General features: G+C 73.6%; 23 protein-coding genes. 10 read left to right on the forward strand and 13 right to left on the reverse strand.

What is annotated here, in order from left to right:
• Positions 1-4: 4 nt before the first annotated feature.
• From egtB to egtD, 3 genes are read left to right on the forward strand one after another with little or no spacing between them, the layout of a single operon-like run.
• On the forward strand, positions 5-1,360 hold the full coding sequence (gene egtB, locus ACFXMG_RS33055) for an ergothioneine biosynthesis protein EgtB (RefSeq protein ID WP_383818481.1): 1,356 nt from the start codon (positions 5-7) through the stop codon (positions 1,358-1,360).
• Complete coding sequence (egtC, locus tag ACFXMG_RS33060) at positions 1,360-2,112, forward strand: ergothioneine biosynthesis protein EgtC (protein WP_383818345.1); 753 nt, start codon at positions 1,360-1,362, stop codon at positions 2,110-2,112. Before egtB ends, egtC begins: the two co-directional genes overlap by 1 nt.
• Complete coding sequence (egtD, locus tag ACFXMG_RS33065; protein WP_383818347.1) at positions 2,109-3,074, forward strand: L-histidine N(alpha)-methyltransferase; 966 nt, start codon at positions 2,109-2,111, stop codon at positions 3,072-3,074. The genes egtC and egtD overlap by 4 nt, the downstream gene beginning before the upstream one ends.
• Here the strand turns inward: egtD and ACFXMG_RS33070 are convergent.
• The 3 genes from ACFXMG_RS33070 to ACFXMG_RS33080 all read right to left on the reverse strand — a co-directional run bounded on the left by ACFXMG_RS33070 (position 2,969) and on the right by ACFXMG_RS33080 (position 6,255).
• Positions 2,969-3,976 (reverse strand): lysophospholipid acyltransferase family protein, encoded by a 1,008-nt coding sequence (locus ACFXMG_RS33070; protein WP_383818348.1) that lies wholly within the window; start codon positions 3,974-3,976, stop codon positions 2,969-2,971. The genes egtD and ACFXMG_RS33070 overlap by 106 nt on opposite strands.
• Positions 3,973-4,821 carry a GNAT family N-acetyltransferase gene (locus ACFXMG_RS33075; RefSeq protein ID WP_383818350.1) on the reverse strand — a complete coding sequence of 283 codons (849 nt, stop codon included), beginning with the start codon at positions 4,819-4,821 and terminating at the stop codon, positions 3,973-3,975. The genes ACFXMG_RS33070 and ACFXMG_RS33075 overlap by 4 nt, the downstream gene beginning before the upstream one ends.
• A 183-nt stretch (positions 4,822-5,004) precedes the next feature.
• On the reverse strand, positions 5,005-6,255 hold the full coding sequence (locus ACFXMG_RS33080; RefSeq protein ID WP_383818352.1) for an extracellular solute-binding protein: 1,251 nt from the start codon (positions 6,253-6,255) through the stop codon (positions 5,005-5,007).
• Between the two features lie 277 nt (positions 6,256-6,532).
• Between ACFXMG_RS33080 and ACFXMG_RS33085 the strand changes: the two genes are divergently transcribed.
• Positions 6,533-6,751: a dodecin gene (locus tag ACFXMG_RS33085; protein WP_383818353.1), complete on the forward strand. Its 219-nt coding sequence runs from the start codon at positions 6,533-6,535 to the stop codon at positions 6,749-6,751.
• Between the two features lie 59 nt (positions 6,752-6,810).
• Here the strand turns inward: ACFXMG_RS33085 and ACFXMG_RS33090 are convergent, their stop codons facing one another.
• The 4 genes from ACFXMG_RS33090 to ACFXMG_RS33105 are packed head-to-tail and all read right to left on the reverse strand — an operon-like array spanning position 6,811 to position 9,514.
• Positions 6,811-7,299 (reverse strand): hypothetical protein, encoded by a 489-nt coding sequence (locus tag ACFXMG_RS33090; protein WP_383818355.1) that lies wholly within the window; start codon positions 7,297-7,299, stop codon positions 6,811-6,813.
• 9 nt (positions 7,300-7,308) lie between these two features.
• Entirely contained in the window at positions 7,309-7,530 is a 222-nt protein-coding gene (locus tag ACFXMG_RS33095) for an MbtH family protein (protein ID WP_383818356.1), read from the reverse strand.
• Positions 7,527-8,843: an acetyl-CoA carboxylase biotin carboxylase subunit family protein gene (locus ACFXMG_RS33100; RefSeq protein ID WP_383818357.1), complete on the reverse strand. Its 1,317-nt coding sequence runs from the start codon at positions 8,841-8,843 to the stop codon at positions 7,527-7,529. Before ACFXMG_RS33100 ends, ACFXMG_RS33095 begins: the two co-directional genes overlap by 4 nt.
• Positions 8,837-9,514: a 2OG-Fe dioxygenase family protein gene (locus ACFXMG_RS33105; RefSeq protein WP_383818359.1), complete on the reverse strand. Its 678-nt coding sequence runs from the start codon at positions 9,512-9,514 to the stop codon at positions 8,837-8,839. Before ACFXMG_RS33105 ends, ACFXMG_RS33100 begins: the two co-directional genes overlap by 7 nt.
• Positions 9,515-9,970: 456 nt before the next feature.
• Between ACFXMG_RS33105 and ACFXMG_RS33110 the strand changes: the two genes are divergently transcribed.
• The 6 genes from ACFXMG_RS33110 (at position 9,971) to ACFXMG_RS33135 (ending at position 17,544) form a co-directional block, all read left to right on the forward strand.
• Complete coding sequence (locus ACFXMG_RS33110) at positions 9,971-11,776, forward strand: amino acid adenylation domain-containing protein (protein ID WP_383818360.1); 1,806 nt, start codon at positions 9,971-9,973, stop codon at positions 11,774-11,776.
• Between the two features lie 31 nt (positions 11,777-11,807).
• Positions 11,808-12,848 (forward strand): methyltransferase, encoded by a 1,041-nt coding sequence (locus tag ACFXMG_RS33115; RefSeq protein WP_383818361.1) that lies wholly within the window; start codon positions 11,808-11,810, stop codon positions 12,846-12,848.
• Positions 12,848-13,636 (forward strand): thioesterase II family protein, encoded by a 789-nt coding sequence (locus tag ACFXMG_RS33120; protein ID WP_383818362.1) that lies wholly within the window; start codon positions 12,848-12,850, stop codon positions 13,634-13,636. The genes ACFXMG_RS33115 and ACFXMG_RS33120 overlap by 1 nt, the downstream gene beginning before the upstream one ends.
• A complete protein-coding gene (locus ACFXMG_RS33125; protein WP_383818364.1) occupies positions 13,633-14,874 on the forward strand; it encodes a cytochrome P450 in 1,242 nt (413 codons plus the stop codon). Before ACFXMG_RS33120 ends, ACFXMG_RS33125 begins: the two co-directional genes overlap by 4 nt.
• Complete coding sequence (locus ACFXMG_RS33130) at positions 14,871-16,142, forward strand: ATP-grasp domain-containing protein (RefSeq protein WP_383818366.1); 1,272 nt, start codon at positions 14,871-14,873, stop codon at positions 16,140-16,142. Before ACFXMG_RS33125 ends, ACFXMG_RS33130 begins: the two co-directional genes overlap by 4 nt.
• A gap of 100 nt (positions 16,143-16,242) precedes the next feature.
• Positions 16,243-17,544 carry an MFS transporter gene (locus tag ACFXMG_RS33135; protein WP_383818368.1) on the forward strand — a complete coding sequence of 434 codons (1,302 nt, stop codon included), beginning with the start codon at positions 16,243-16,245 and terminating at the stop codon, positions 17,542-17,544.
• Here ACFXMG_RS33135 and ACFXMG_RS33140 read toward each other — a convergent pair.
• From ACFXMG_RS33140 to ACFXMG_RS33165, 6 genes are all read right to left on the reverse strand, one after another.
• The gene (locus tag ACFXMG_RS33140; protein ID WP_383818369.1) at positions 17,512-17,919 is read right to left on the reverse strand and encodes a hypothetical protein; all 408 of its coding nucleotides are present in this window, start codon (positions 17,917-17,919) and stop codon (positions 17,512-17,514) included. The genes ACFXMG_RS33135 and ACFXMG_RS33140 overlap by 33 nt on opposite strands.
• Positions 17,916-19,130 (reverse strand): cytochrome P450, encoded by a 1,215-nt coding sequence (locus ACFXMG_RS33145; protein WP_383818371.1) that lies wholly within the window; start codon positions 19,128-19,130, stop codon positions 17,916-17,918. Before ACFXMG_RS33145 ends, ACFXMG_RS33140 begins: the two co-directional genes overlap by 4 nt.
• 97 nt (positions 19,131-19,227) lie before the next feature.
• Complete coding sequence (locus ACFXMG_RS33150; RefSeq protein WP_383818373.1) at positions 19,228-20,202, reverse strand: 3-oxoacyl-[acyl-carrier-protein] synthase III C-terminal domain-containing protein; 975 nt, start codon at positions 20,200-20,202, stop codon at positions 19,228-19,230.
• The gene (locus ACFXMG_RS33155) at positions 20,199-21,134 is read right to left on the reverse strand and encodes a 3-oxoacyl-[acyl-carrier-protein] synthase III C-terminal domain-containing protein (protein WP_383818374.1); all 936 of its coding nucleotides are present in this window, start codon (positions 21,132-21,134) and stop codon (positions 20,199-20,201) included. Before ACFXMG_RS33155 ends, ACFXMG_RS33150 begins: the two co-directional genes overlap by 4 nt.
• Positions 21,131-22,684 (reverse strand): AMP-binding protein, encoded by a 1,554-nt coding sequence (locus ACFXMG_RS33160; RefSeq protein ID WP_383818375.1) that lies wholly within the window; start codon positions 22,682-22,684, stop codon positions 21,131-21,133. The genes ACFXMG_RS33155 and ACFXMG_RS33160 overlap by 4 nt, the downstream gene beginning before the upstream one ends.
• The gene (locus ACFXMG_RS33165; RefSeq protein WP_383818376.1) at positions 22,681-23,907 is read right to left on the reverse strand and encodes an OsmC family protein; all 1,227 of its coding nucleotides are present in this window, start codon (positions 23,905-23,907) and stop codon (positions 22,681-22,683) included. The genes ACFXMG_RS33160 and ACFXMG_RS33165 overlap by 4 nt, the downstream gene beginning before the upstream one ends.
• Between the last annotated feature and the right edge of the window lie 21 nt (positions 23,908-23,928).

The following is a 23,928-nucleotide window of genomic DNA, read 5'->3' on the forward strand; positions in this document are numbered from 1 at the left end:
CCTCATGACCGGCGACGGCCCCACGGCCTCGGTGCCGTCCGGCGCCGGGGCCACGGCGGACGCGGAGGCGCTGCGGAGCAGGGCCCTGGAGGCGCTGACCGTCGCCCGGGCCCGTACCGCCCTCCTCACCGACTGCGTCGAGGACGGCGAACTCACCACCCAGCACTCCCCCTTGATGTCCCCGCTGGTCTGGGACCTGGCGCACATCGGGAACCAGGAAGAGCTGTGGCTGTGGCGGGAGGTGGCGGGCCGGGAGGCGCTGCGGCCCGAGATCGACCCGCTGTACGACGCCTTCGCGCACCCGCGCGCCGAGCGTCCGTCGCTGCCGCTGCTGCCGCCGGCCGAGGCCCGGGCGTACGCGGCCGAGGTACGGACCCGGGTGCTGGACGTGCTGGCCGGGGCGCGCCTGGACGGGCGCCCACTGCTCGACGCGGGCTTCGCCTTCGGGATGATCGCCCAGCACGAACAGCAGCACGACGAGACCATGTTGATCACCCATCAGCTGCGGAAGGGGCCGGCCGCGCTGAGCGCTCCCCCGCCGCCGGTACACCCCTCGGGTCCGCTGCCGGACGAAGTCCTCGTGCCCGGCGGGCCGTTCACCATGGGCACCTCGGACGAGCCGTGGGCGCTGGACAACGAGCGCCCGGCGCACACCCGTACCGTGTCCGCGTTCCACATCGACACGGCGCCGGTCACCAACGGCTCCTATCTGGCGTTCATGGCGGACGGCGGCTACACCGACCGACGGTGGTGGCATCCGGAGGGCTGGGCGCAGATCCGTGAACACGGCGTCGTGGCACCGCTGTTCTGGCGGCAGGAGGGCGGGCAGTGGCTCCGCCGGCGGTTCGGGACGACCGAACCGGTGCCGGAGGACGAGCCCGTGGTCCACGTGAGCTGGTACGAGGCGGACGCGTACGCCCGCTGGGCGGGGCGGCGGCTGCCGACGGAGGCGGAGTGGGAGAAGGCGGCGCGGCACGACCCGGTGACCGGCCGCTCCCGCCGCTATCCGTGGGGCGACGCGGACCCGGGCCCGGACCACGCCAACCTGGGCCAGCGGCACCTGCGGCCCGCGCGGGCGGGGAGCTACCCGGCGGGGTCCTCGCCGCTCGGGGTGCGGCAGCTGATCGGTGACGTGTGGGAGTGGACGGCGAGCGACTTCCTGCCGTACCCGGGCTTCCGCCCCTTCCCGTACAAGGAGTACTCGGAGGTGTTCTTCGGCCCCGAGTACAAGGTGCTGCGCGGCGGTTCGTTCGCGGTGGACGCGGTGGCCTGCCGGGGTACGTTCCGCAACTGGGACTATCCGGTGCGGCGGCAGATCTTCGCGGGCTTCCGCACCGCCCGCTCCGCGGAGCTCGACTGATGTGCCGTCACCTCGCCTACCTGGGCGACCCGGTGGCCGTCGGCGAGCTGCTCGTCCGGCCGCCGCACGGCCTGCTGCGCCAGGCGTGGGCTCCGCGTACGCAGAGCAGTGGGGTGGTGAACGCGGACGGCTTCGGCGTCGGCTGGTACGCGGACGGGGACCCGGTCCCGGCCCGCTACCGGCGCACCGGACCGATCTGGGGCGACCTCTCCTTCCTGGACCTCGCCCGGGTGGTACGGAGCGGGGCGGTGCTCGGCGCGGTGCGGGGGGCGACGCTGCCGGGCGCGGACGGGGAGGCGGCGGCTGCGCCGTTCGCCTCCGGGCCGTGGCTGTTCAGCCACAACGGGGCGGTGCCGGGGTGGCCGGGGGTCCTGACCCCGCTGGCGGCGACGCTTCCGGCGGCGGAACTGCTCGACCTGGAGGCGAGGACCGACTCGGCGCTGCTGTGGGCGCTGGTGCTGCACCGCCTGCGGGCGGGTCAGGGTCCCGGGGACGCGCTCGCCGGGACGGTCCTGGCGGCGGCCGAGGCCGCTCCCGAGGCGCGGCTCAATCTGCTGCTCACCGACGGCGACCAGGTCGCGGCGACGGCGTGGGGGAACAGTCTGTGGTGCCTGTCGGGTCACGGCCGGGTGGTCGTGGCCTCCGAACCGTACGACGACGATCCGCGCTGGCGGGAGGTGCCCGGGCACACGCTCGTCACCGCCTCCCGGGCCGATGTCGTCCTCACCCCGCTCAAGGAGTCGTCCGCGTGAGCATGTTCCAGCTGACCCGTACCCTCGCCCCGGACGCGGCCGCCGCCGACCTGCGCGCCGACGTGCTGCACGGGCTGACCCGCTCGCCGAAGGAGCTGCCGCCGAAGTGGTTCTACGACGCGCGCGGCAGTGAGCTGTTCGACGAGATCACCCGGCTGCCGGAGTACTACCCGACGCGGGCGGAGCGGGAGATCCTGAGGGCGCGGGCGCCGGAGATCGCGGCGGCGACCGGGGCGCGGACCCTGGTGGAGCTGGGGTCGGGTTCGTCGGAGAAGACCCGGTTCCTGATCGACGCGCTGCTGCCAGGGCTGGCCGCGTACGTGCCGGTGGACGTGAGCGAGTCGGCGCTGACCGGGGCGGCGGAGGCGCTGCTCGCGGACCGTCCCGGGCTGCGGGTGCACGCGCTGGTCGCCGACTTCACCCGGGGCATCGCGCTGCCGGAGACGCCGGGGCCGCGGCTGGTGGCCTTCCTGGGCGGCACGATCGGCAATCTGCTGCCGGAGGAGCGGCGGGCGTTCCTGGGCTCGGTGCGGTCGATGACGGCGGCCGGTGACGCCTTCCTGCTCGGCACCGACCTGGTGAAGGACGAGTCGACCCTGGTGGCCGCGTACGACGACGCGGCCGGGGTGACGGCGGAGTTCAACAAGAACGTGCTGGCCGTGATCGACCGGGAGCTGGGCGCCGACGCCGATCCGGCGGACTTCGACCACGTGGCCCGGTGGGACCGGGAGCGGGAGTGGATCGAGATGCGGCTGCGGGCCCGGCACGCGCTGACGGTGAAGATCCCGGACCTGGATCTGGTGGTGCCGTTCGAGGCGGGCGAGGAGCTGCGGACGGAGGTGTCGGCGAAGTTCCGTCAGGAGGGGGTGCGGGCGGAGCTGGCGGCGGCGGGGTTCGAGCTGGCGCGATGGTGGACGGACGCCGAGGACCGGTTCGCGCTGTCGCTGGCGACGGCCCGGTAGGCGGCGGGGGCGGGCTGCCGGGGGACGGCGGGGAGCCGGGCGGGCGGCCGCGCGGGGCGCGGCGGGGCCGGTGTCGGGCGTAGGGGCGCGGGGTGGATGGCGTGGTGGGCGGCGGCGGCGAGGAGCCTGCGGTCTGGATACTGGATGGCGGATATCGGATCCAGTATCCGGATGTCGGCCGCGAGCCCCGGTGTCCGGACGACCCGCCACAGCGACGCGCCCAGCGGGTCCTCCCCCACGTACCCCGCCGCCCCGTGCGGCCGGTAGCCGATCCGTACCGGCTGGATATCGGATCCAGTGTCCACGGCGGCCTGGAAGAGCGCCGGACGGAACCACCCGCCCTCCCGCCCGCACCACGTGGACCCCTCCGGGAAGGCGGTCACCCGGCCGCCCGCCGCCAGGGCCCCCGCGACCTCGCGCACGGTGCCGGGGAGCCGGCGCAGGCCGTCGCGGTCGATGAAGAGGGTGCCGCCCAGGGCGGCCAGCGCGCCGAGCACCGGCCAGCCGCGCACCTCCCGCTTGGCGACCATGCGGCCGGGCAGGACCGCGGCGACCACGGGGATGTCCAGCCAGGAGACGTGGTTGGCGACCACGAGCGCGGGCCCGCCGGCGGGCCGGCCGCCGGTGACGGTCAGCCGGACGCCGAAGGCGCGCAGGACCGTCCGCACCCAGAGCCGTACCAGGAGGTGCCTCGCGGCGGCGGGCAGCAGGCCCGCCGCCGGGAGGAGCGCCACCCCGAGGACCAGGGCCGCGATCCCCGCCACGAGCCGGGCGCAGGCGAGCGGCGCGGGCGCGGGCCGGAACGTCTTCGGCGCCGGGTCCGGGTGGGCCGCGCAGTGCCGGCCCGGGGTGCAGGGTGCCGTGGGGAGCCACGGCGAGGGGTGCGTGAGGGCGCGGTTCACGAGGCCGGGACGAGCGAGAGGAAGTGGCGCAGGTAGCGCGGGTTCGTCCGGCGGAGCGAGAGCAGCACGTAGAGGTCGGCGACGCCGAAGTCGGGGTCGTGGGCGGGGGCGCCGCAGACCCAGGCGCCGAGCCGGACGTAGCCGCGGAGCAGCGGGGGCAGTTCGGTGCGGCCCTCGGGGCGGCGGACGCCCTCGGCGTTCCACAGCTTGTGCGGGGTGACCCAGTACTCCTCGGGGGCGAGGTGCCTGGCCTTGACGGTGTCCCAGGTGGCGGCGGCGAGGGCGCCGCCGTCGGCGAGCGGGACGGAGCAGCAGCCGGCCAGCCACTCGTGTCCTGTGGTGGTCATGTAGCGGGCGAGGCCGGCCCAGATGAGGGCGATGACGGCGCCGTTGCGGTGGGCGGGGTGGACGCAGGAGCGGCCGACCTCGACGAGGTCGTGGCGGATCGGGGCGAGCCGGGTGAGGTCGAACTCGGTCTCCGAGTAGAGGCGCCCGGCCGCGGCGGCCCGCTCGGGCGGCAGGATCCGGTAGGTGCCGACGACCTCGCCGGTGGTCTCCTCGCGGACCAGGAGGTGGTCGCAGTGGGCGTCGAAGGCGTCGGTGTCGAGGCCCGGCTCGGGGCCGTCGAGGCGGGCGCCCATCTCGCCGGCGAAGACCAGGTGGCGCAGGCGCTGGGCGGCGCGGACGTCGTCCTGGTGGCGGGCGAGTCCCACGACGTAGCGGGGCGCGGGCTGCGGTCCGCCCGGTCCGGGCTGTGCGGGGAGCGCCACGGGGGGCTGGATGCCGGCCGGCACGGGGACGGCGGGGGCGGTGGAGTCGGCGAACGCGTGCGAGAGGGCGGGCATGGCGGTCTCCTCCGGCGTACGGAAGTGAAGGGGTCACGCCGGTCCGCGAGCGGTGCGGTCCGGCCCCTCGTTTCTTCCGCCGTCGGCTGGATTCGACATGACCGTCCGGGGGATCGCGGGTGTGGGAAGGCTGAATGCTCCGCGGCGCCCCCCGTGGGGAGGCGCCGCGACGGCCTGGGCGGCCTACTCGGAGAGGGTCTCGGTGATGGCTTCCGAGGCGGTGCGGGCGGCCTTCTTGGGGTCCTCGCCTTCCAGGACGGCGGTCATGAAGGGCTTGATGGGGTTGTCGCCCTCGACGTCGGCCCACTGCGGGGAGTTGGGGGTGGCGCGGCCGTTGGCGGCGCCGGCGGCCATCGCGGCGGTGGCCTCCTGGCCGGAGACGACGGAGGCGAGGCCCTTCTTGTTGGGCACGTAGCCCATGGCCCGGGCGAGCTCGGTCTGCCACTTCTCGCCCGCCAGCGCCTTGACGACGTCGAGGGCGGCGCTGCGGTCGGGGGCGTTCTCCGGGATGATCAGGTCGGAGCCGCCGGTGAAGACCGCGCAGGGGGTGCCGGCCTTCTTGCCGGGGATGGTGAAGTAGCCGAGCTTGTCCTGGAGGGCCGGGTTGGCCTTGAGGATGGCGGCGACGGCGCTGGGGGTGGCCACGATCTGCGCGACGTCGCCGCGGGCGAAGACCTCGGCCTGCGGCGGGTTCTGCTCGTCGGCGTTCTTGGGGCCGGAGCCCAGGGACTGGAGCTCCTTGTAGAAGTCCATGCCGCGCAGGGCCTCGGGGCTGTCGAGGGCGCCGGTCCACTCGCCGCCCCGGTCGACGGCGAGCTCGCCGCCCTCGTCCCAGATGAAGCCGGCGAGGGTGTACCAGTCCTGGCCCGCCAGGTAGATGCCCTGGGAGCCCTGGCGGTTGAGCTTCTCGGTGGTGCTCAGCCACTCCGCGCGCGTGGCGGGCGGCTCGGTGACGCCGGCCTCGTCGAAGAGGTCCTTGTTGTAGATGACGATGCGGTTGGCGGCGTACCAGGGGATGCCGTACTGGGAGCCGCCGAGGCTGCCGGGCTCGGCGAGACCGGGCAGCCAGTCCTCGCTGCCGAGGTCGCGGACCGACTCCAGGGTGAGGTCGTAGAGCCGGCCGGTGTCGGCGTACTGGGCGACCTGGGTGTTGCCGACCTCGATGAGGTCCGGTCCGCCGTCGCCCTTGACGGCCTCGGTGACCTTCTTGCCGATGCCGGTCCAGTCCTGGATGGTGACGTTGAGCTCGATGTCGTCGTGCTCGTCCTCGTACGCCTGGGTGAAGCGCTTCAGGAAGTCCTCGCTGACGCTGTCCCGCATGAGCCACAGGTCGACCGTGCGCGTCTGGCCCCCGGTCCCGGGCAACAGCCCGCAGCCCGCGAGGGCGAGTGCGGTGGCGGCAGCCAGCGGGCATGCGAGCAAGCGGTTCTTCACGGAGGTCACCTTCGGTTCAGCACACGGCGGTGCGGCAAGGGGGGCTGACCCGACGTGGGGGGACCGAACGGGTTGTTCGCGCGGGTATGTGGCCTGGATTCTGGTCTGGACCAACCGAGTGGTCAAGTCCTTGACCATCTCGTTCCCGGATCGGGCGGGGCAATCGGCACCGTTACCCACGGGAACGGGCGAAGGGGGCGGCGCCGCTCCCGCCGTGTCGCGCGGTGCCCCTCCCTGGGGCACGGTGGAGGGACCGTACGAGAGGAGTCCGGCCCCCATGTCGAACCACACCTACCGCGTCACCGAGATCGTCGGCACCTCCACCGAGGGCGTCGACCAGGCCATCCGCAACGGCATCGAGCGCGCCTCGCAGACGCTCCGCGGCCTCGACTGGTTCGAGGTCACGCAGGTGCGCGGGCACCTGGTGGACGGCCGGATCGAGCACTACCAGGTCGGCCTCAAGGTCGGCTTCCGGCTGGACGACGGCGCCGCCTGACCCGTACGGCGGCACGCGGGCGCACGCTCCGGCGCCCGCCGGCGGCCGGGGGCGGCGGATCAGGTCCGGCCGTCGCGTTCCTGGGCCTCCCTCAGCGCCTCGGAGGGGGTGGCCCAGTGGGCGCGTACGACCCGGAAGCCGGCCGCCTCGGCGGCGTCGCAGACGAGCGCGTCGTCGTCCACGAGCATCCGGATCCCGCGGCCCTCGCCGAGCCGCCGCAGGATCTCCACCTTGGTCACCCGCGCCGGCCGGAAGTCGCGGTGCCGCCGCATGTGCAGCGGCCCCTCGGGGAGTCCCTGGGCGGTCAGCCAGGCCAGCGTGTCCCGCCGGCAGCGCTCCGGGCGCCCGGTCAGATAGACCACCTCGCACTCCTCGGCCGCCGACCTGCACAGGGCCACGCCCTCGGCCAGCGGCGGGTCGGCGGGCGCCGCGCCGAAGAAGGCGTCCCAGTCCCGGGGCCTGCGCTCCAGGTGGTGCTGCCGGTGGGCGGTGTCGGCGAGCGTGCCGTCGAGGTCGAACACGGCCAGCGGCCGGATGTCTCCTGTCACACGGCCAGCCTAGGAGCGGCCACCGACAGCCGCCGCGGTCATGTCCCTCCCGTGGGCCTCGACGTGGGCGAGGCAGGAGGCGCGGTCGGAGGCGCCGAAGACCCGCGTCCAGCCGTGGGGGACGTCGATCCGGGCCGGCCAGAGCGAGTACCGGCCCTCGTGGTTCGCGAGCACCACGAAGCGGCCATCGGCCTCGTCGGTGCCGTCCGCGTCGTCGAACGGGTTGGTCATCGCGGGTCTCCCTCGTCGCTCGGCGGTACGGGTTCCACCGTGAAGATCTGGTCGGCGCGGGTCCTCGCCAGGGCGTCCACCTCGGCGCGGAAGGCGCGCGGGTCGTGCCCGGCGCCGTCCGCGTAGCACTCCAGGATCCCGGCGCGGGCCATGTAGGAGCCGTCGCTGCGGGAGCGGTCCCCGGCCCTGGCGGTGGGGTGGAGGGTGGTCTCCCGGCCGGTGGTCGCGGGCAGCGGCCGGACCTCGGTGACCGTCCCGGGCGGGGTCTTGAGGAAGGCCGTCGCGCCGATGCCCAGCGGGGTGTCGGGGAAGTCCGGGAGCCGGTCGACCGAGCCGTGGTACGAGGCGATGTGGACGTCGTACGGGCTGTAGCCGTAGACCCGTTCGACGAGGTCCATGATGCCGTCGCCGCCGGGCCGGGCGGCGACCTCGACCACGCTGAGCCGGTCGCCGTCGACCAGGACCTCCACATGGGCGACGCCCCGGTCGATGAGCAGGGCCTCGCACGCGTCGAGCGCCACCTGGCGCAGGGCCTCGTTGTGCGTCTCGGCGCTGGGCACCAGCTGGCCCATCTCGGAGAAGTAGGGGGCGCCGGCCTTGGACTTGTCCGTCACGGCGAGCACGGCCCGCTCCCCGCCGAGGTGGGCGACCTCCACGGAGACCTCGTGGGGCGCGGCGACGAACTCCTCCGCCTGGTAGCGGCCGTCGGCGAAGTCGTAGGTGGGGGCGACCTCCAGGAGTCCGCCGCGGCAGTAGGCGAAGGCCGCGGGGAGCTCGTCCGCCGAGGAGACGAGGACGGTGCCGACGTTGCCGGCGAAGTCGCGGGGCTTGAGGACGAGTGGCAGCCCGAGTTCGGCGGCGGCGTCCCGCAGTTCGTCCAGGGTGGCGAAGGTGCGGTGCCGCGCGCAGGGCACTCCGGCCCGCTCGAACGCCAGCTTCATCGCGTGCTTGTCCCTGACCAGGGCCAGGCAGTCCTCGGAGAGCGTCGGCAGGTCGTAGTGGCGGGCGAGGGCGACGGACACGTGCACGGTCATCTCGATGACCGGCACGACGGCGTCGGGCCGCAGTCCGGTCTCCTTCTCGAAGGCCACGACCGCCGCGAGGGCCTCTTCGGCGTCGTAGTAGTCGGCCCTGAGCACATGATCGAAGAAACGGTTCGTCAGGGGCGCCGCCGGGGTGGTGCTCATGCCGAGGACGGGGCCCGGATAGCTGCGCAGCGCCGAGACGACGGCCCGCTCCCGCAGGGGGATGTCGGCTCCGAGCAGCAGCAGGTAGCGGCCGCCGTTGCGCGCGGCGGCGGAGCGGTTCAGCATTCCTCGTCCGCCAGGCCACCGCGTCCGCTGACGTCGTAGGTGGTGACGACCACGTCCCGGTAGGCGGGCCGGCCCGGGATCTTCGGGGTGATGGGCGTGACGTAGTGGACGACGTGCTCGTCGGCGAAGTACAGGGTCTCGCCGGGGGTCATCACCCGCTCGAACAGCATGTCGCCGTCGTCGCTCTCCACGCCGTCGACCTTGGCCTCGCGGACCAGGGAGATGCCGCCGGACATGTTGCCGTACGCGATGCAGGTGGCGGAGACCAGGTCGTAGCCGTCGCGGTGGAAGCCCTCGGGGACCGGGAGGCCGACCTCGTCGTCGGTGGCGACGATACGGATCTGGTGACAGTTGATCTCGAACTCCTCGGCGTTCAGGAGTTCACGCGTCCGCGGGTCGCGCACCAGCCGCTCGGTGAATTCCTGGGCGGCCGGGCCCAGCGGGATGGCCTGCCGGGTGAAACCGCCGGCGTAGTGATTGATCTTCTTGGCCTGGAAGAAGGAGAGGTCGGTGAGCCATTCGATCGAGTCACCCTTGATCGCGGCCCGGCCGAATGCCCGGTAGCGGAATGTGTCGCCCTCCTTGAGGAATTGATCGAGCGGCAATTCTGCATAGCTCTCGATCATGGCGTCCGATATGTAGCCGATCGAGCTGTGCAGGCAATAACGCATTCTTTCCTCCTCGATGCCCACCAGGGGCGCGACACGTCTTTTCGATCAGCAAAGCACGCGCCCGGACGGCAGGTCAACAGGTGTCTGACGTGCCAGTCACCGCTCCCTCGGAATTAAATGTTCCATTTTTTGCCTTCCCATGGGAAACCTCGGGAAGAGAAAGAACAGGACAGGAAAGCATTCGATTATCGGCATCCGAGATCCGGTAGTCGGGGCAGGAATGCCCCACAAACGGATGTACCGCATGAGTCACCGGCGCCGGCCGGGCGAGAAATCGGCCATGTACACCCCTGAGGTCGGCTGTGGATCTTGGCCAGAATGAACTGACACTCCTCGGCCATCGGCCCCTATGATCCGGACAAGAGCTTCTGGGGGCGTGCCGTAGATCCGCCCCTCCCGCCTGCAATTCCGTGCATCCGCGGCGCGCCGCGGAAAAGCGAAAGGATCGCATCCGCCTTGGATGGTTACGAGCCCGGAAAACCCCCGCTCTGCATCCACGAGAAGGTGGCCCGGCAGGCCGCCGCGCACCCGCACCGGCCGGCCGTCGTGTGCGGGACCGAGACCCTGACGTACGGCCGGCTCCAGTCCCGGGCCGAGGACTTCGCCCGGGAGCTGCGCGACCGGGGGGTGGAGCCCGGCGACGTCGTCGGCGTGCTGGCCCACCGCTCCGCCGCGCTCGTCGTCACCCTGCTCGCCGTGCTCCAGGCGGGCGCCGCCTACCTGGTCGTCGACCCCGGCGAGCCCGACGGCCGGTGCGCCCACCTCCTGGAGGACGCGGGCGTCGAGGTCGTCGTCGCCGAGGAGCCGCGGGACGACCGGGTTCCCCCGCACTGCCGGGTGCTCGGCATGCCGTCCCCCGACGGACCCGAGCGGCGGCCGGAGTCCGGCGCCGACCTGCCGGCCGGCCACCCCGACCGGCTCGCCTACGTGAGCTACACCTCCGGGTCCACCGGCGAACCCAAGGGCGTCGGCGTCCCCCACCGGGCCGTCGCGCGCCTCCTCTACACGCCGGACTGGATCGACATCGGCGCCGAGGACGTCTTCCTCGAACTCGCCCCGGTCGCCTTCGACGCCTCCACCATCGAGATCTGGGGCCCGCTGGTGAACGGTGCCCGGGTGGTGGTCCACACCGCCCGGACCGTCGAACTGGACCGGCTCGCGAAGGAGATCCAGCAGGAGGGCGTCACCGTCCTGCTGCTCACCACCGGTCTGTTCCACCAGATGGTGACCCAGCACCTCGACGCCTTCGAGGGCGTGCGCCACGTCCTGACCGGAGGCGACGTCGCCTCGCCCGGCCATGTGCGCCGGCTCATGGCCGCCTACCCCGAGCTGCTGTTCACCAACGGCTACGGGCCCACCGAGAACACCTCCTTCACCACCTGCTGGACCACCCGCACCCCGCCCGCCGCGGACGAGTCCGTGCCGATCGGCCGCGCCATCAAGGGCACCCGGATCTCGATCCTCGACGCGGACCTGCGCCCGGTGCCCGACGGGGAGCCCGGGGAGCTGTACACCTCCGGCGACGGCCTCGCCCTGGGCTACGTCGGGCGGCCGGGAGCCACCGCCGAACGGTTCGTGGCCGATCCCCACGCGCCCGAGCCCGGCGCCGTGATGTACCGCACCGGCGATCTCGTCCGCAGGCGGCCCGACGGTCTCGTCGAGTTCCTCGGGCGCGCCGACCAGCAGGTCAAGATCCGTGGCTTCCGCGTCGAACCCGGCCAGGTCGAGGCCGCACTCACCCGCCACCCGGAGGTGCGCGACGCGGTCGTCGTCCCGCAGGCCGACGCCTCGGGGAGCAAGCGGCTCCTCGCGTACGTGCTCCCCGAGCCCGGGGCCGTCCCCCCGGAGGGCGCGGAGAACGGCGCGGCGGAGCTCGGCACCCGGCTCCGCGAGGCCCTCAGCGCCGAACTGGCGCCCCACCTGGTCCCCTGGGCCGTCCTGCTCAGGACCGAACTCCCGCTCAACCGCAACGGCAAGGTCGACCGCAAGGCCCTCCCCGCCGCCACCCGGGTCGCCCGCGGCCTGAGCACGCCCCTGGTCCTGCCCCGCACCCCGCTCGAAGAGCGCCTTGCGGGCCTGTGGGGCGAGGTCCTGGGCGTCGAACCGGTCGGCGTCCAGGACGACTTCTTCGCCCTGGGCGGGCACTCGCTGCTCGCCGCGCAGCTGATCGCCGCGCTGCGCCGGGAGTTGGGCGCGGAGGTCTCCGCCCGCACCCTCTACCTGCACCCCACCATCGACGAACTGGCCGCCGAACTCTCCTAGTTCGGGCGTGTCTCCAGAGAGGACGAAGAACGTGACATTCGACAGGAACACCGTGCGCAGCCTCGACGCCGAGATCGAGGCCAGTGGCCCCGCCCCCGCCCTCGCCGCCGCCGCGGCGCTGATGGAGATGGGCGACCGGCTCGGCATCACGGACGCCATCACCGTGGGCGAGGAGTTCACCGTCGGGGAGATCGCCGCCGTCACCGACCTCCCCGAGGAGGGCGTCGCCGGCTACCTGGAGGCCCTGGAGTCGGCCGGCATCATCGACGCCGTGCCCGACGCGGCCACCGAAGGACCCTCCGCCCGGTTCCGTACGGCGGCGGACTACGCCCGCATCCAGCACCAGGCGGGCTACCTGTCCTGGACGATGAACGCGAACCGCCCGTTCATCGAGAACGCCCGCGCCTACCTGACCGACCAGGGCAAGCCCACCGGCGCCTACACCCGGGACGGCCGCCAGGTCGCCATCAGCTCGCAGTGGATGGGCGCCGAGGCGTTCTACCCCGCCGCGCTCGACGCCATCTTCCGCCTCGAACCGGGCCACATCGTGGACCTCGGCGCGGGCACCTGCCGCCTGCTCATCGAGGTGCTCCAGGCGTTCCCCGACTCCACCGCCGTCGGGCTCGACCTCGACCCGGCCTCCTGTCGCGCCGCCGAGAAGGCCGCCGTCCAGGAGGGCGTCGGCAGCCGCCTCACCGTCGTCGAGGCGCCCATCCAGTCCGTCGCCACGGACCCCGGCCCGCTCGCCGGCGCCGACGTCATCCACGCCGGCTTCGTCTTCCACGACATGATGCCGGAGGAGGAGCACGTCGCCGACCAGGTCCTCGCCCAGTGCCGCGAGGCGCTGCGCCCCGGCGGCGTCATGGCCATCACGGACGCCGTCCCCTACCTGCGCAACCCCCGCGAGCGGGCCTTCAGCGCCATCGTCACCTACTACCACCGCCAGTTCATGAAGCGGAAGCTGCTCACCGAGCAGGAGTGGCAGGACAAGCTGCTCGCCGCCGGCTTCAGCTCGGTGGAGGTCGTCGAGCTCGGCTTCCCCACCGGCCGGCTGTTCCTCGCGAGCCGCTGATGGGCGCCCCGGACACGGCCGCCGCCTGGTTCCCCTACCCCGCGGGGCCCGCCGACGCCACGTCGCCGCTGCTGTTCTGCCTGCACCACGGGGGCGGCGGCGCGTCCGCGTACCGGGACTGGCAGCGGCTCCTCGGCCCGGCCGTCGAGATCGTCCCCGTACAGCTGCCCGGCCGTGAGGGGCGGCTCGCCGAGCCCGCCGAGCGGTCCATCGCGGCGCTCACCGAGCGGCTCGCCGGACCCCTCCTGGAGCGGGCCGGCGGGCGGCCGTACGCCTTCTTCGGGCACAGCATGGGCGCGCTGCTCGCCTACGACCTCAGCCACGCGCTCACCGCGGCCGGGCGGCCGCCCGCGCACCTCGCCGTCTCCGGCTACCTGCCGCCGCACGTGCGCCCGGCCGGCTCGGTGCACACCCTGCCCGAGGAGGAGTTCCTGGCCCACGTCGCCGGCCTGGAGGGCACTCCGGCGGTGATCCTGGAGAACCCGACCCTGCTCGAACTGGTGCTGCCGGTGCTGCGGGACGACTTCACGGCCTGCGAGACGTACACGTACACCGAGCGCGGTCCGCTGGAGGTGCCCGTCGCGGTCTTCACCGGGGACGCCGACCCCGGCGCGCCGGCCGACATGGCGGCCCGCTGGGGCGAGCTCACCGCCGCCGGCGCGACCGTGGACGTCTTCCCCGGCGGTCACTTCTACCTCCAGGACCGCCTGCCGGAGCTCCTCGACGCGCTGCGGAACCGGCTCCCGATGTTCGCCGCCGCGTCCACGGACGGGGGTGGCGGACGGTGAACCCGGTCACGGAGGAGACCGCGGCCGCCCGGCCGCCGGTGCCGGACCTGTCCGACCCGCTGCTCCACCAGCGGGGCGAGGCGGGCCCGGTGCTGGCCCGGCTGCGGCGCGAGGAGCCGGTGTGCGAGGTGCGGCGGGCGGACGGCTCGACCTTCTGGGCCGTCCTCTCGTACGAGCTGATCACGCAGGTGCTGGCCGACGCCGGCACCTTCAGCTCCACGGGCGGGATGCGGCTCGACGCCGATCCGGTGGCGACCGCCGCCGCCACCGGCAAGATGATGGTCATCACCGACCCGCCGCTGCACGGCATGATCCGGCGGGTCGTCAGCTCGGCCTTCACCCCGCGCATGGTGCTCCGCCTGGAGGAGACCATGCGGACGATCTCGGTCGAGGTCATCGAGGCCGCCCTCGGGCAGGACTCGGTCGACTTCACCGAGGTCGCGGCCCGGCTGCCGCTGTCGGTGATCTGCGACATGCTCGGCGTGCCGCGCGCCGACTGGGACTTCATGCTGTCCCGCACGATGACCGCCTTCGGCGTGGGCGGGGACCACGGTCCCGAGCAGGAGCAGCGGGTGGCGACGGCCCACACCGACCTCTTCCTCTACTACGACGAGCTGATGCGGCTGCGCAGGAAGGAGCCGCAGGAGGACATCATCAGCGCGCTCGTGCACGGCCGGATCGACGGCAGGCCGCTGACCGAGGAGGAGATCATCCTCAACTGCAACGGCCTGATCTCCGGCGGCAACGAGACCACCCGGCACGCCACCATCGGCGGCCTGCTCGCGCTCATCGAGCACCCCGAGCAGTGGCGCCGGCTCCAGGAGGAGCCGGAGGTGCTGCCGACCGCGGTGCAGGAGATCCTGCGCTGGACGACGCCCGCCATGCACGTCCTGCGCACCGCCACCCGGGACACGGAGCTGGCGGGACGCCGGATCAGGGCGGGCGACATGGTCGCCCTGTGGCTGGCGTCCGGCAATCGCGACGAGACCGTCTTCGAGGACCCGGAGCGGTTCGACATCGGGCGGCGCGAGGTGAACCGCAACCTCACCTTCGCCTACGGCAGTCACTTCTGCATCGGCTCGGCGCTCGCCACCACGGAGCTGAACACCTTCTTCGACGTGCTCAGACAGCGGGTGGCGCGCGCCGAACCCACCGGTGAGGTGCGGCGCATGCGGTCCAACCTCATCGGCGGCATCGAACACCTCCCGGTCCGGCTGGTCCCCCGGGACCGGGCGTGAGGGGGGAGAGCGGGGCGGAGCGCCCCGTGCTGGTCGTCGGCTTCGTCCCGGCGGCCCTGGAGTCGCTCGCGGAGTTCCGGCCGGACCGCTCGGTGATCCTGATCGAGGAACCGGACGTCGTCCGCAAGCGCGGCGTCCGGGACGCGATCGCCGGTACGCCGGTGGTCGCGGAGCTCGTCGAGTGGGAGTACCAGACGGCCGGCGCCGCCGACGCGTTCTTCGCCCTCCACGGCGGTCCGCGGCCCGCCGCCGTGGCCGCCATCCAGGAGTACGGCACCCCGTTCGCGGCCCGGCTCGCCGAGCGGTACGGCCTGCCGGGCGCGGGGTTCGGCGCCGTCCAGCTCTTCCGGGACAAGGCGCTCCTGCGCAAGGTGACCCGGGCGGCCGGCGTCCCGAACCCCGCCTCCCAGGAGGTCGGGGGCCCGGAGGAGGTCGCCGCGTTCATGGCCTCCCACCCCGGCCCGGTGATCCTCAAGCCCGCCAACCGGCAGGCGTCGGTGGGCACCAGGATCCTGTACTCCGCCGGGGAGGTCGCCGAGAGCTGGCGGGAGTGCGCCCTCCAGGACGAGGGCGTGTACGTCCCCGACCGACCGGTCCCGCTGCGCATGCTGGTCGAGGAGTACGTCCGCGGCAGCGAGTACAGCGTCGAGACGCTGGTCGACGCGGGCGTCCCGGTCTTCGCGAACATCACGGCCAAGAGCCTCTTCCCGGGGCCCCGGCCGGTGGAGATCGGGCACCTGGTCCCCGCCGCCGTCCCCGACGCGGTGGGCGACCTGCTCCGCGAGTCGACCGCGCGCGTGCTGCGCGCGGTCGGCTTCGGCACCGGGATCACGCACTGCGAGTGGATCGTCCGCGACGGCACGCCCCACTTGGTGGAGTGCGCCGGGCGCTGGGCAGGGGACGGCATCATGGACGCGATCGAGCGGGCCTACCGCACGCCGTTCGTCCGCGGTTTCTGGACCCTGATGCTCGGCGAGGGCCCCGCGGGCCCGTTCCCCGAACGGGCCGGACAGGCCGTCGCCATCCGGTTCCTGGACGTGGACGAGGGCGTGGTCGAGAGCGTCCACGGCACCGAGGAGGCCGCCGCGCTGCCGGGGGTCGTCTTCTGCCGGGTGACCGTGGCGCCCGGCGACGAGACCCGCGCGGTACGCAGTTCCTGGGACCGCGCCGGTGTCGTCATGGCCACGGCCCCCACGCCCGAGGAGGCCGAACGGCGGGCCCGGGAGGCCCTACGGCGCGTCGAGGTCAAGGTACGCCCGTCCCGCTGAGCCCCGGCGCGCCGGCGCTCGTACCCACTGAGGCCCGTACTGCTGAGGCCCGTACCGCTGGGGCCCGTCGTCTCCCCCGCGAGTGAAAGGCAGGAAGCCCATGTCCGCGCCGGTCGACCAGGGCCCTCAGGTCCTCCCGGCACTGAGGGCCGCGCCGTTGGCGGCCCGCTACCTCCTCGGTGGCGCCCTCCTCAACCAGATGGGGGCCTTCCTCCAGACGTTCCTGGTGCTCTACCTGGTGCACAAGGGCCTGGGGGCGTCGCTCGCCGGGATCGCCCTCGGCGCGTACAGCCTGGGCGCGGTGGTGGGGACGCTGGCGGGCGGGGAGCTGACGCACCGCCTCGGGGCGCGCACCACCATCGCCGCCTCCATGGCCGGTTCGGCGCTGCTCGTGAGCTGCGTGCCGCTGCTGAGCCGGCCGGGCCAGGCGCCGCTCCTGATCGCGGTGACGGCGCTGACGGGCGCCATCACGCAGGCGTACCGGCCGGCCGCCTCGACCATGCTGAGCGACCTGATGCCGGAAGAGCACCGGGTGATGGCGTTCTCCATGTTCCGCATCGCGATCAACGTCGGTGCGGCGCTGGGGCCGCTGATCGCCTTCTGGCTGATCACGGTCGACTGGGACCTGCTGTTCTGGTTCGACGGCGCGACGGCGCTGCTCTACGCGCTCCTGGCCCTGGCCGTACTCCCTCGCGGGGCCGGCCCCGCGAGGGAGGCCGAACCGGTCCCGGACACAGCCGGTGCCCCGCGCGGCGTCTACGGCGGCATGGTCCGCGACGTCAGGTTCGTGCTCTACCTGGCGGCGATGGCCCTCATGGCGATCGTGTACGTGCAGTACACGGTCGCGCTGCCCCTGGAGCTGGACGCGGACGGGCTCACGTCCACGTACAGCATCGCCCTCGCCCTCTCCTCCACGGTCCTCATCACCTGCGAACTGGCGGTCACCGCCCGGGTGAAGGGGCGGCCCGCGCACCGGGTCGCCGCCGGAGGGACCGTGCTGATGACGCTCGGCATGGCGGGCTACGGCCTGGCGTCGGGGTCCACGGTCGTCGTCCTGCTGGCCACGGTCGTGTTCGTCAGCGGTCTGATGACCAACGGGCCGACGATGTTCGCCTACCCGGCGACCGCTCCGCGGCGGGTGAAGGGACGGTACATCGGCACCTCCCAGGCCGTGTTCGGTCTCGGCTCGGCGCTGGGCACGGTCCTCGGGGAGGCGGTCTGGCGGCACTACGGCGACGGCGTGTGGCTGATGTGCGCCGCCGCGGGTCTGGCCTCCGCCGCCTGTGCCCACCTCGGGATGCGGGGGCTGAACCCCGCGTCCGGGGACGCGGAGCCCGTCGCCGAGCGCGCCACGGCCGGCGGCCCCCGGTCAGCGGACGAGGACCCGCGCGTCGACGGCTGACGTGCCCAGGACCGTGACGACCAGCGCGGTCCGCCCGCCCTCCGCGGCCAGCAGCGCCTCCGCGTACCGGACGGGGGTGTCCGCGGGGGCGCCGGGGGCCGGTGTCAGGGCGATCGGTACGGCGTGGGTCAGGCCGGTCGCCTCGTCGAACTCCCGCAGCACGCCCGCGTTGAACGCGCCGTCGAGGAGGGCGTGTCCACCGGAGGGATGGGCGTCGTACGCGGGGAAGGCGTCGGTCGCCACGAGCAGCAGCTCGACGTCGGCGGGCGCGACCCCCGCGCGGTCCAGCGCCTCGGCCGCGGCCGCCGCGGCCCGGGCGAAGGGGCGGCCGTTCGCTCCGCCCCGCTCCGTCCCCACGGGCTCGGCGGCGCTCACGCGGCGGACTCCCCGAAGCCCAGGTCGAGGGCGGCGAAGCCCCGCAGCATCGGGTTGAGGATGCGCTCGGGCTCCGGCACCCGCAGCGCCAGGCCGGGGAGCCGGTCCAGGAGCGTCCGGAACGACACCTGGCCCTCCAGCTCGGCCAGCGCGGCGCCGACGCAGACGTGCGGGCCCCAGCCGAAGGCGAGATGGCCGGTGGGGTTGCGGGTGAGGTCGAAGGTGTCGGGGTCCTCGAACGCCTCGGGGTCCCTGTTCGCCGAGCCGAGCATCAGCACCAGCCCATCGCCCTCGCGCACCTCGGCGCCGCCGAACGCGAAGTCCTCCCGGGCCACCCGCCGGATGAACTGGAGCGGGCTCTCGAAGCGCATGATCTCACGCACCGCGCTGGGCATCAGCTCCGGCCGCGCCTGGAGGAGCTCCCGCTGTTCGGGGTAGCGGAGCAGCAGCTCCACGCCGTTGGCGACGAGGTTACGGGTCGTCTCGTGCCCGGCGACGATGATCTGGGTGCAGTTCGCGAGCACCTGCTCGGCCGTCATCCACTCGCCCTCGCTCTCGGCGCTGAGCAGCAGGCTGACCAGGTCGTCGCCGGGGTTCGCCCGCCGCTCGGGGAGCAGCTGGGCGAAGTAGTCCATCATCGCGAGGAGGCCGTCCTGCGCGGCGCGGAACATCTCCAGGGTGGGGCGCAGCGAGCCGGCGAAGTTGAGCAGGTCCTCCGACCAGCGGACGAAGGCCGGGTAGTCCTCCGGGTTCACGCCGAGCATCTCGGCGATCACCTTGGCGGGGAAGGGGTGGGCGTAGTCGGCCATGAACTCGGTGGTGCCGCGCTTGACGAAGGCGTCGATGAGGTCGTCGCAGACCCGCTGGATCTTGGGTTCCATGGTGGTGATGAGCCGGCGGGTGAACCCCTGCTGCATGAGCTGGCGCAGCTGGCGGTGTTCGGGCTGGTCGTGGAGCACGATCCAGCGGCTGATGGCCTCGTTGAAGCGGGCGAACTCGGGGCGCACCTCGGCCGGGAACTGGTTGACGAAGCCGCCGGCCTTGCGGGAGGCGGAGAATCTCTCGTCGCGGAGCGCGGTGCGGATGTCGGCGTGGTGGGGGAGGAACCAGGTGCGCCCCGTGTTGGCGGAGCTCAGGTGCATCCGGCCCGTCTCCCGCATCCGCTGGTAGACGGGGTAGGGGTCGCGGAGGAACTCCGGCGTGATCTCCATCGCGGTGATCTCCTGTCGGTGGAAGCGGGCGGGGAAGCCGTACGAAGGGGGGTACGGGGGCGTACCGGAGGAGGTACGAGAGGGCGGGTACGGGGCGTCAGCGGGCGCGTACCGCCGTCATGCCCCAGGTGGACGGGCCCGTGGTGAGCATCAGGACGGCCTCCCCTGGCCCGATCAGGCCCTCGCGGTGCAGGTCGGCGAGGTCGATGAGGGTGTCGGCCGCGAAGCAGTGCCCGAGGCGGGCGATGTTGGCGGTGTGGAGGCGTTCCGGCGCCACGTCGGCCAGGGCGGCGAACTCCGCGAGGACTGGGGCCGAATAGTGGTTCGAGACCATCCGGGCGAAGCCGCCGGGGGGCGTGTCGAGGGCGGCGCGGCAGGCGCGGACGCCCTTGACGATCTCCAGGTGCTTGCGCAGCCCCTCGCCCTTGACCAGGCCGCGCATGGCGGCGCTGGAGTGCTGGACGGTGGAGTCGAGGCGGAACTCCCCCGGGAACTCCGAGGAGACCAGGCAGGAGGCGGCGCCGTCGCCGTTGACGGTGACCGCGTTGGGCATCGCGCGGTACTCGCCGGGCAGGGGCGGCACGGCGTCGCTGCTCACGCACAGCACCGTGCGGTGGACCCCGGCGGCGACCAGGGCCTGGGCGAGCCGGAGGACCGAGCCGGTGTTGCCGGACTCGGCGAGCCCCACCAGGGAGAGGACGGCGTGCCCGAGGCCGAGGGGTTCGAGGACGACGCGGGCGAGGGTGCGGGTCAGGGCGGCCGGGTCGCCGGGCGGGGGCTGCCCCTCGCCCCAGTAGCTGCACGTGCCGTAGAGCACGGCGTCGACGCGGGCCGGGTCGACGCCGGAGACGGCGAGGGACTCGGCGACGGAGCGGGCCGCGAGGCCGGCCGGTGTCTCCTGGGCGACCGAGCAGTGGACGAAGCCGTGGGCGCGCAGCTTGTCGAGCAGCTCGGCGGGGGTGTCCTCCGGGACCGCCTTCTCGATCGGGAGGGAGTCGCCGATGGCGTAGCCGAGCCCGCCGAGGCCGATGCCGGTGCTGCCGGCCTGTGAGGGGGTGCTGGTCATGGTCATGCCTCGCAGCGGAGGAAGGAGGTGGCGCTGTAGAAGTAGTTGGCGCCGACGCCGATGGCGAGGAGGGCGTCGCCCGGCGCGGTCTCCCCCCGTTCGGCGAGCTCGCTGAGGGTGATCAGCTGGTCGTAGGCGAAGCAGTGCCCGAGCGTGCCGATGCCGTCGGTCGGGACCCGGTCGAAGGGGATGCCGAGGGTGGCGGCGAAGTTGCGGAGCACGGGCCGGGCGTGGTTGGCCAGGACGAGCTTCGTGTAGTCGCCGGTGGCGCGCCCGGTCGTCTTGGCGAGCTTCTCGACGGCTCCCGAGAGGGCTCCGGTGAAGCCGTCGATGTAGGGCAGCAGGTCGCGCTGCGGGTGGAGGGCGTGGAGTTCGGGCCGGTAGCGGTGCTCGACGCGCTCGACCACGTACCCGTCGGTCCTTCCGCGCGAGACGAGGCAGCAGACGGCGGTGTCGCTGAAGACGGAGACGTCGCCGGGGAGGACGCGGGCGGCGCGTCCGTCGTCGAGGACGTCGACGCCCAGCAGCAGCACGTTGTCGACGTCCTGGGTGGCGACGAGTCCCTGGGCGACGGTGAGGGCGGAGGAGAAGTTGGTGCACTGGCCCAGGTACATGCCGAGGGGGAAGGCGTCGCGGATCCCGAACCGGGCGCAGAGCGCGGCGAGGTCGGCGTGGTCCTCGTAGGCGGAGAAGGTGGAGGAGAAGAACAGCACCGCGTGGACCTCGGAGGGCGCGAGTCCGGTGCGGTCGAGGGTCTCGGCGAGGCAGTCGGCGTAGAGGCCGCTGGGCGGGCCCTCGTGGACGGCGTACCGGGCGAGCCCTCCTCGGCGCAGCCGGGTGACGGCCGGGGCGTCGGCCGCCCCGGTGTCGACGAGCCGGTCCAGGTCGTGCCAGGTGCCGTGCCGGCGGCTGAGTCCGCTCAGGTGGACGGCGGTCATCTGCCCTCCCAACGTCGTGCCATCTCGTGGCGGTCCGTCTTTCCGTTGCTGGTCAGGGGGATCTCATCGACGACGCGGAACCTGCTGGGCACCATGTACCGGGGCAGGTGCCGCACGGCGTGCCGGCGCAGTTCGTCGGCGAGTCCAGCGTCGGCGAGTCCGTCGGGCGCGGCTGCGCTGGGGCGGACGAAGGTGACGATCGATCCGCCGCTACCGCTTCCGCTGACGATGGTCGCGGAGAGGTCGACGGCGGGGTGCCCCAGCAGGCAGGCGTCGATCTCCTCCAGTTCGACGCGGTTGCCGCGGATCTTGACCTGGCTGTCCTTGCGCGCGTGGAAGTAGAACTCGCCGTGCTCGTCGCGGGAGGCGAGGTCTCCGGAGCGGAAGGCGAGCCGGCCGGTGCCCAGGGGGCTCGGTACGAGCGCCGCCGCGGTGGTCTCCGGGTCCTGCCAGTAGCCGTCGAAGAGCGCGTCGCCCTCGATGTACAGCTCGGCGACCTCGCCGGGCCGGTCCTCCGGGGTGCCGTCGGCGCGGACGAGGTACATCCGCATGCCGTCGATGGCGCGGGTGCCGAAGGGCACGCGGCCCTCGCGGTGGGGGACGGCCCCGGGGAGGACCTTCCAGGCGCAGGCGATCGACTCGGAGTGGCCGAAGCCGTTGATGAGCCGCGCCCCGGGCAGCGCGCGGCGCAGTTCCTGGAGGCCGTGCAGGGGGAAGCCCTCGCCGGCGTACAGGATCGTGTCGAGCGGGGTGTCGGCGAGCAGGCCGGCCTCCCCGGCGTCGAGGACGCCGCGCCAGATGGAGGGCACGCCGTTCATCTGCTCGACGCGGTGGCGCCGGAGGTGGGCGGCGAGGCCCTGGGGCTGCTGGAGGAGCAGGGCGGGGACCTGGACGAGGCAGCCGCCCGCGCCGAGCGCGAGGCCGAGGTCGAGCAGGGAGAAGTCGAACTGGAGCGGCGAGGCGCTGCCCAGCCGGACTCCCGGGCGTACGCCGAACCCGCTGAAGCCCTCGTAGAAGGAGACGACGGCGCCGTGGCTCATCACGATGCCCTTGGGTTCGCCGGTGGAGCCCGAGGTGAAGACGATGTACAGCGGGTCGGAGGGGCGCGGCGCGTGGCGCTCCCCCGGGGGCCGCCCGGCGCCGGTCAGCTCCAGGAGGCCGTCGGGGGTGAGCGTCCCGGTGGCCGTCCCCGGGGTGTCCGGCGGGGTGCGGCCGGGCGGGGTGATGTGCGCGCGGGGGCCGGTCCTGCGCACGATGTTGGCCTTGCGTTCCGCCGGCAGGTCGGGCCCGATCGGGACGAAGACGAGCCCCAGGGAGGCGGCGGCGATCTCCAGCGCCACCGCCTCGGGACACGGGCCGAACTCCAGGGCGATCCGCTCGCCCGCGCGCAGCCCGTGCCCGTGCAGGACGTCGGCCAGGGCCGCCACCCGCTCGGCGAGCAGGCCGTGGCTCCACTCCTGGTCGCGGTGGACGAGGGCGGGCGCGTCGGGGGTGTCGCGGCCCGCGCGCAGCAGATACGTGTGGAAGAGGCCGGGCTCGCCGGCCGTCACTCGGCGCCGGAGGCGGCGGCCTCCGCCGCGCGGGCGGCCTCCTGCTGCTGGCGGGACAGTTCGTCGCGGAACGCCTCGGCGGCCTCGGTGCCGCTGAGGTACGTGGTGTCCGGCGCGCCCGGGCGGCCGAGTTCGATGGCGATGGCGTTGGGCCGGGCGAGGGTGGCGAGGAGGACGGAGCGGTCGAGCGCGGCGGTGAGGAGGGCGGTCAGCTCGTCCGCCCCGGCGTCGCTGGTGAGCGCCAGATCGAAGCCGAGGTTGTGGAAGCGGCTGGGGACCTCGCGGAGCACGTTCTGCATGCCGCGGATGTCGAGCCGGCCGCCGCTGCTGACGTGCAGCTCGCCGATCGCGGTGCCGGTGCGGGCGGTCTCCTCGCGGACGAGGCCGAGGAGTTCGCCGCAGACGGCGGAGAGGAGCAGTTCCTGGGGGTTGGGGCCCTTGCCGATGCCGAGCATCTGCTTGGACTGGTCGACGACGAGGACGGAGGTGGCCTCGCGGCGGGTCCCGTCGTGCTCCAGCGAGGTACGGGCGTGGACCTCGGTGCCGTACTCCCAGCGCAGCCGCACCTCGAAGAGGGCCCGGTGCGCGGTGTCGCCGTCCGGGGAAGGGGCGGGGGCGGGGCCGGGCGCGTACGGCAGGGTGAGGATCTCCTGGCTGCCGTCGCCGCGGGTGACGAGCGCCCTGAGGGCGAGGTCGGCCTCGTCGAGGAAGACCCGGTGGTTCGGGCTGAAGGCGGTCACGAGGCGGTTGACGCCCTGGACCACGTCGTCCGCGGCGCCGCAGGCCACGGTGCAGCGCCAGGCGAGCCCGGTGAGGCCGGCGCCGGGCGCGGCGTGCCCGGAGGCGTCGAGGGAGAGCTCGGCCCGAGCGGTCAGCTCGACCTCGTCGAGGGCGACTCCGCGCCCGGTGAAGCCGTTGATGTGGGTGATCAGCGCGCACGCGCCGAGGGCGGCGAGCGCCGACTCGTACGGGCTGGTGAGCGGGTCGATCCGGCCCGTGACGGGGACCGCCTCGTCGTCGGCCCGCGTACGGTGGGACAGCTGGTCGACGCGGAAGCCGCGGGCCATCCGCACCGAGCCGTGCCGGGCGGTGCGCACGTGGGTGGCGACGCCGTCCCGGGCGGGGTGTCCGGTGACCCGGAAGTCGATCAGTGCCTCCGCGGGCTTCTCCCGGATCTCGTGGATGAGTTCCGACACTCCGCTGATGTTCAGTCCGTTGCGCATGCTGCTCTCCTGTTCGCCGTC

It is taken from the genome of Streptomyces sp. NPDC059201 (assembly GCF_042754585.1).
GTDB lineage: Bacteria > Actinomycetota > Actinomycetes > Streptomycetales > Streptomycetaceae > Streptomyces.

What these genes read in the sequence shown, in the direction of transcription:
- ACFXMG_RS33095 (WP_383818356.1), bottom strand. Translation starts at nt 7,530, where the DNA reads ATGACCAACCCGTTCGACGACGCGGACGGCACCGACGAGGCCGATGGC.
- ACFXMG_RS33155 (WP_383818374.1), bottom strand. Translation starts at nt 21,134, where the DNA reads ATGACCGCCGTCCACCTGAGCGGACTCAGCCGCCGGCACGGCACCTGG.
- ACFXMG_RS33135 (WP_383818368.1), top strand. Translation starts at nt 16,243, where the DNA reads ATGTCCGCGCCGGTCGACCAGGGCCCTCAGGTCCTCCCGGCACTGAGG.
- ACFXMG_RS33150 (WP_383818373.1), bottom strand. Translation starts at nt 20,202, where the DNA reads ATGACCATGACCAGCACCCCCTCACAGGCCGGCAGCACCGGCATCGGC.
- ACFXMG_RS33075 (WP_383818350.1), bottom strand. Translation starts at nt 4,821, where the DNA reads ATGCCCGCCCTCTCGCACGCGTTCGCCGACTCCACCGCCCCCGCCGTC.
- egtB (WP_383818481.1), top strand. Translation starts at nt 5, where the DNA reads ATGACCGGCGACGGCCCCACGGCCTCGGTGCCGTCCGGCGCCGGGGCC.
- egtC (WP_383818345.1), top strand. Translation starts at nt 1,360, where the DNA reads ATGTGCCGTCACCTCGCCTACCTGGGCGACCCGGTGGCCGTCGGCGAG.
- ACFXMG_RS33105 (WP_383818359.1), bottom strand. Translation starts at nt 9,514, where the DNA reads ATGCGTTATTGCCTGCACAGCTCGATCGGCTACATATCGGACGCCATG.
- ACFXMG_RS33085 (WP_383818353.1), top strand. Translation starts at nt 6,533, where the DNA reads ATGTCGAACCACACCTACCGCGTCACCGAGATCGTCGGCACCTCCACC.
- ACFXMG_RS33145 (WP_383818371.1), bottom strand. Translation starts at nt 19,130, where the DNA reads ATGGAGATCACGCCGGAGTTCCTCCGCGACCCCTACCCCGTCTACCAG.
- ACFXMG_RS33100 (WP_383818357.1), bottom strand. Translation starts at nt 8,843, where the DNA reads ATGCTGAACCGCTCCGCCGCCGCGCGCAACGGCGGCCGCTACCTGCTG.
- ACFXMG_RS33165 (WP_383818376.1), bottom strand. Translation starts at nt 23,907, where the DNA reads ATGCGCAACGGACTGAACATCAGCGGAGTGTCGGAACTCATCCACGAG.
- ACFXMG_RS33120 (WP_383818362.1), top strand. Translation starts at nt 12,848, where the DNA reads ATGGGCGCCCCGGACACGGCCGCCGCCTGGTTCCCCTACCCCGCGGGG.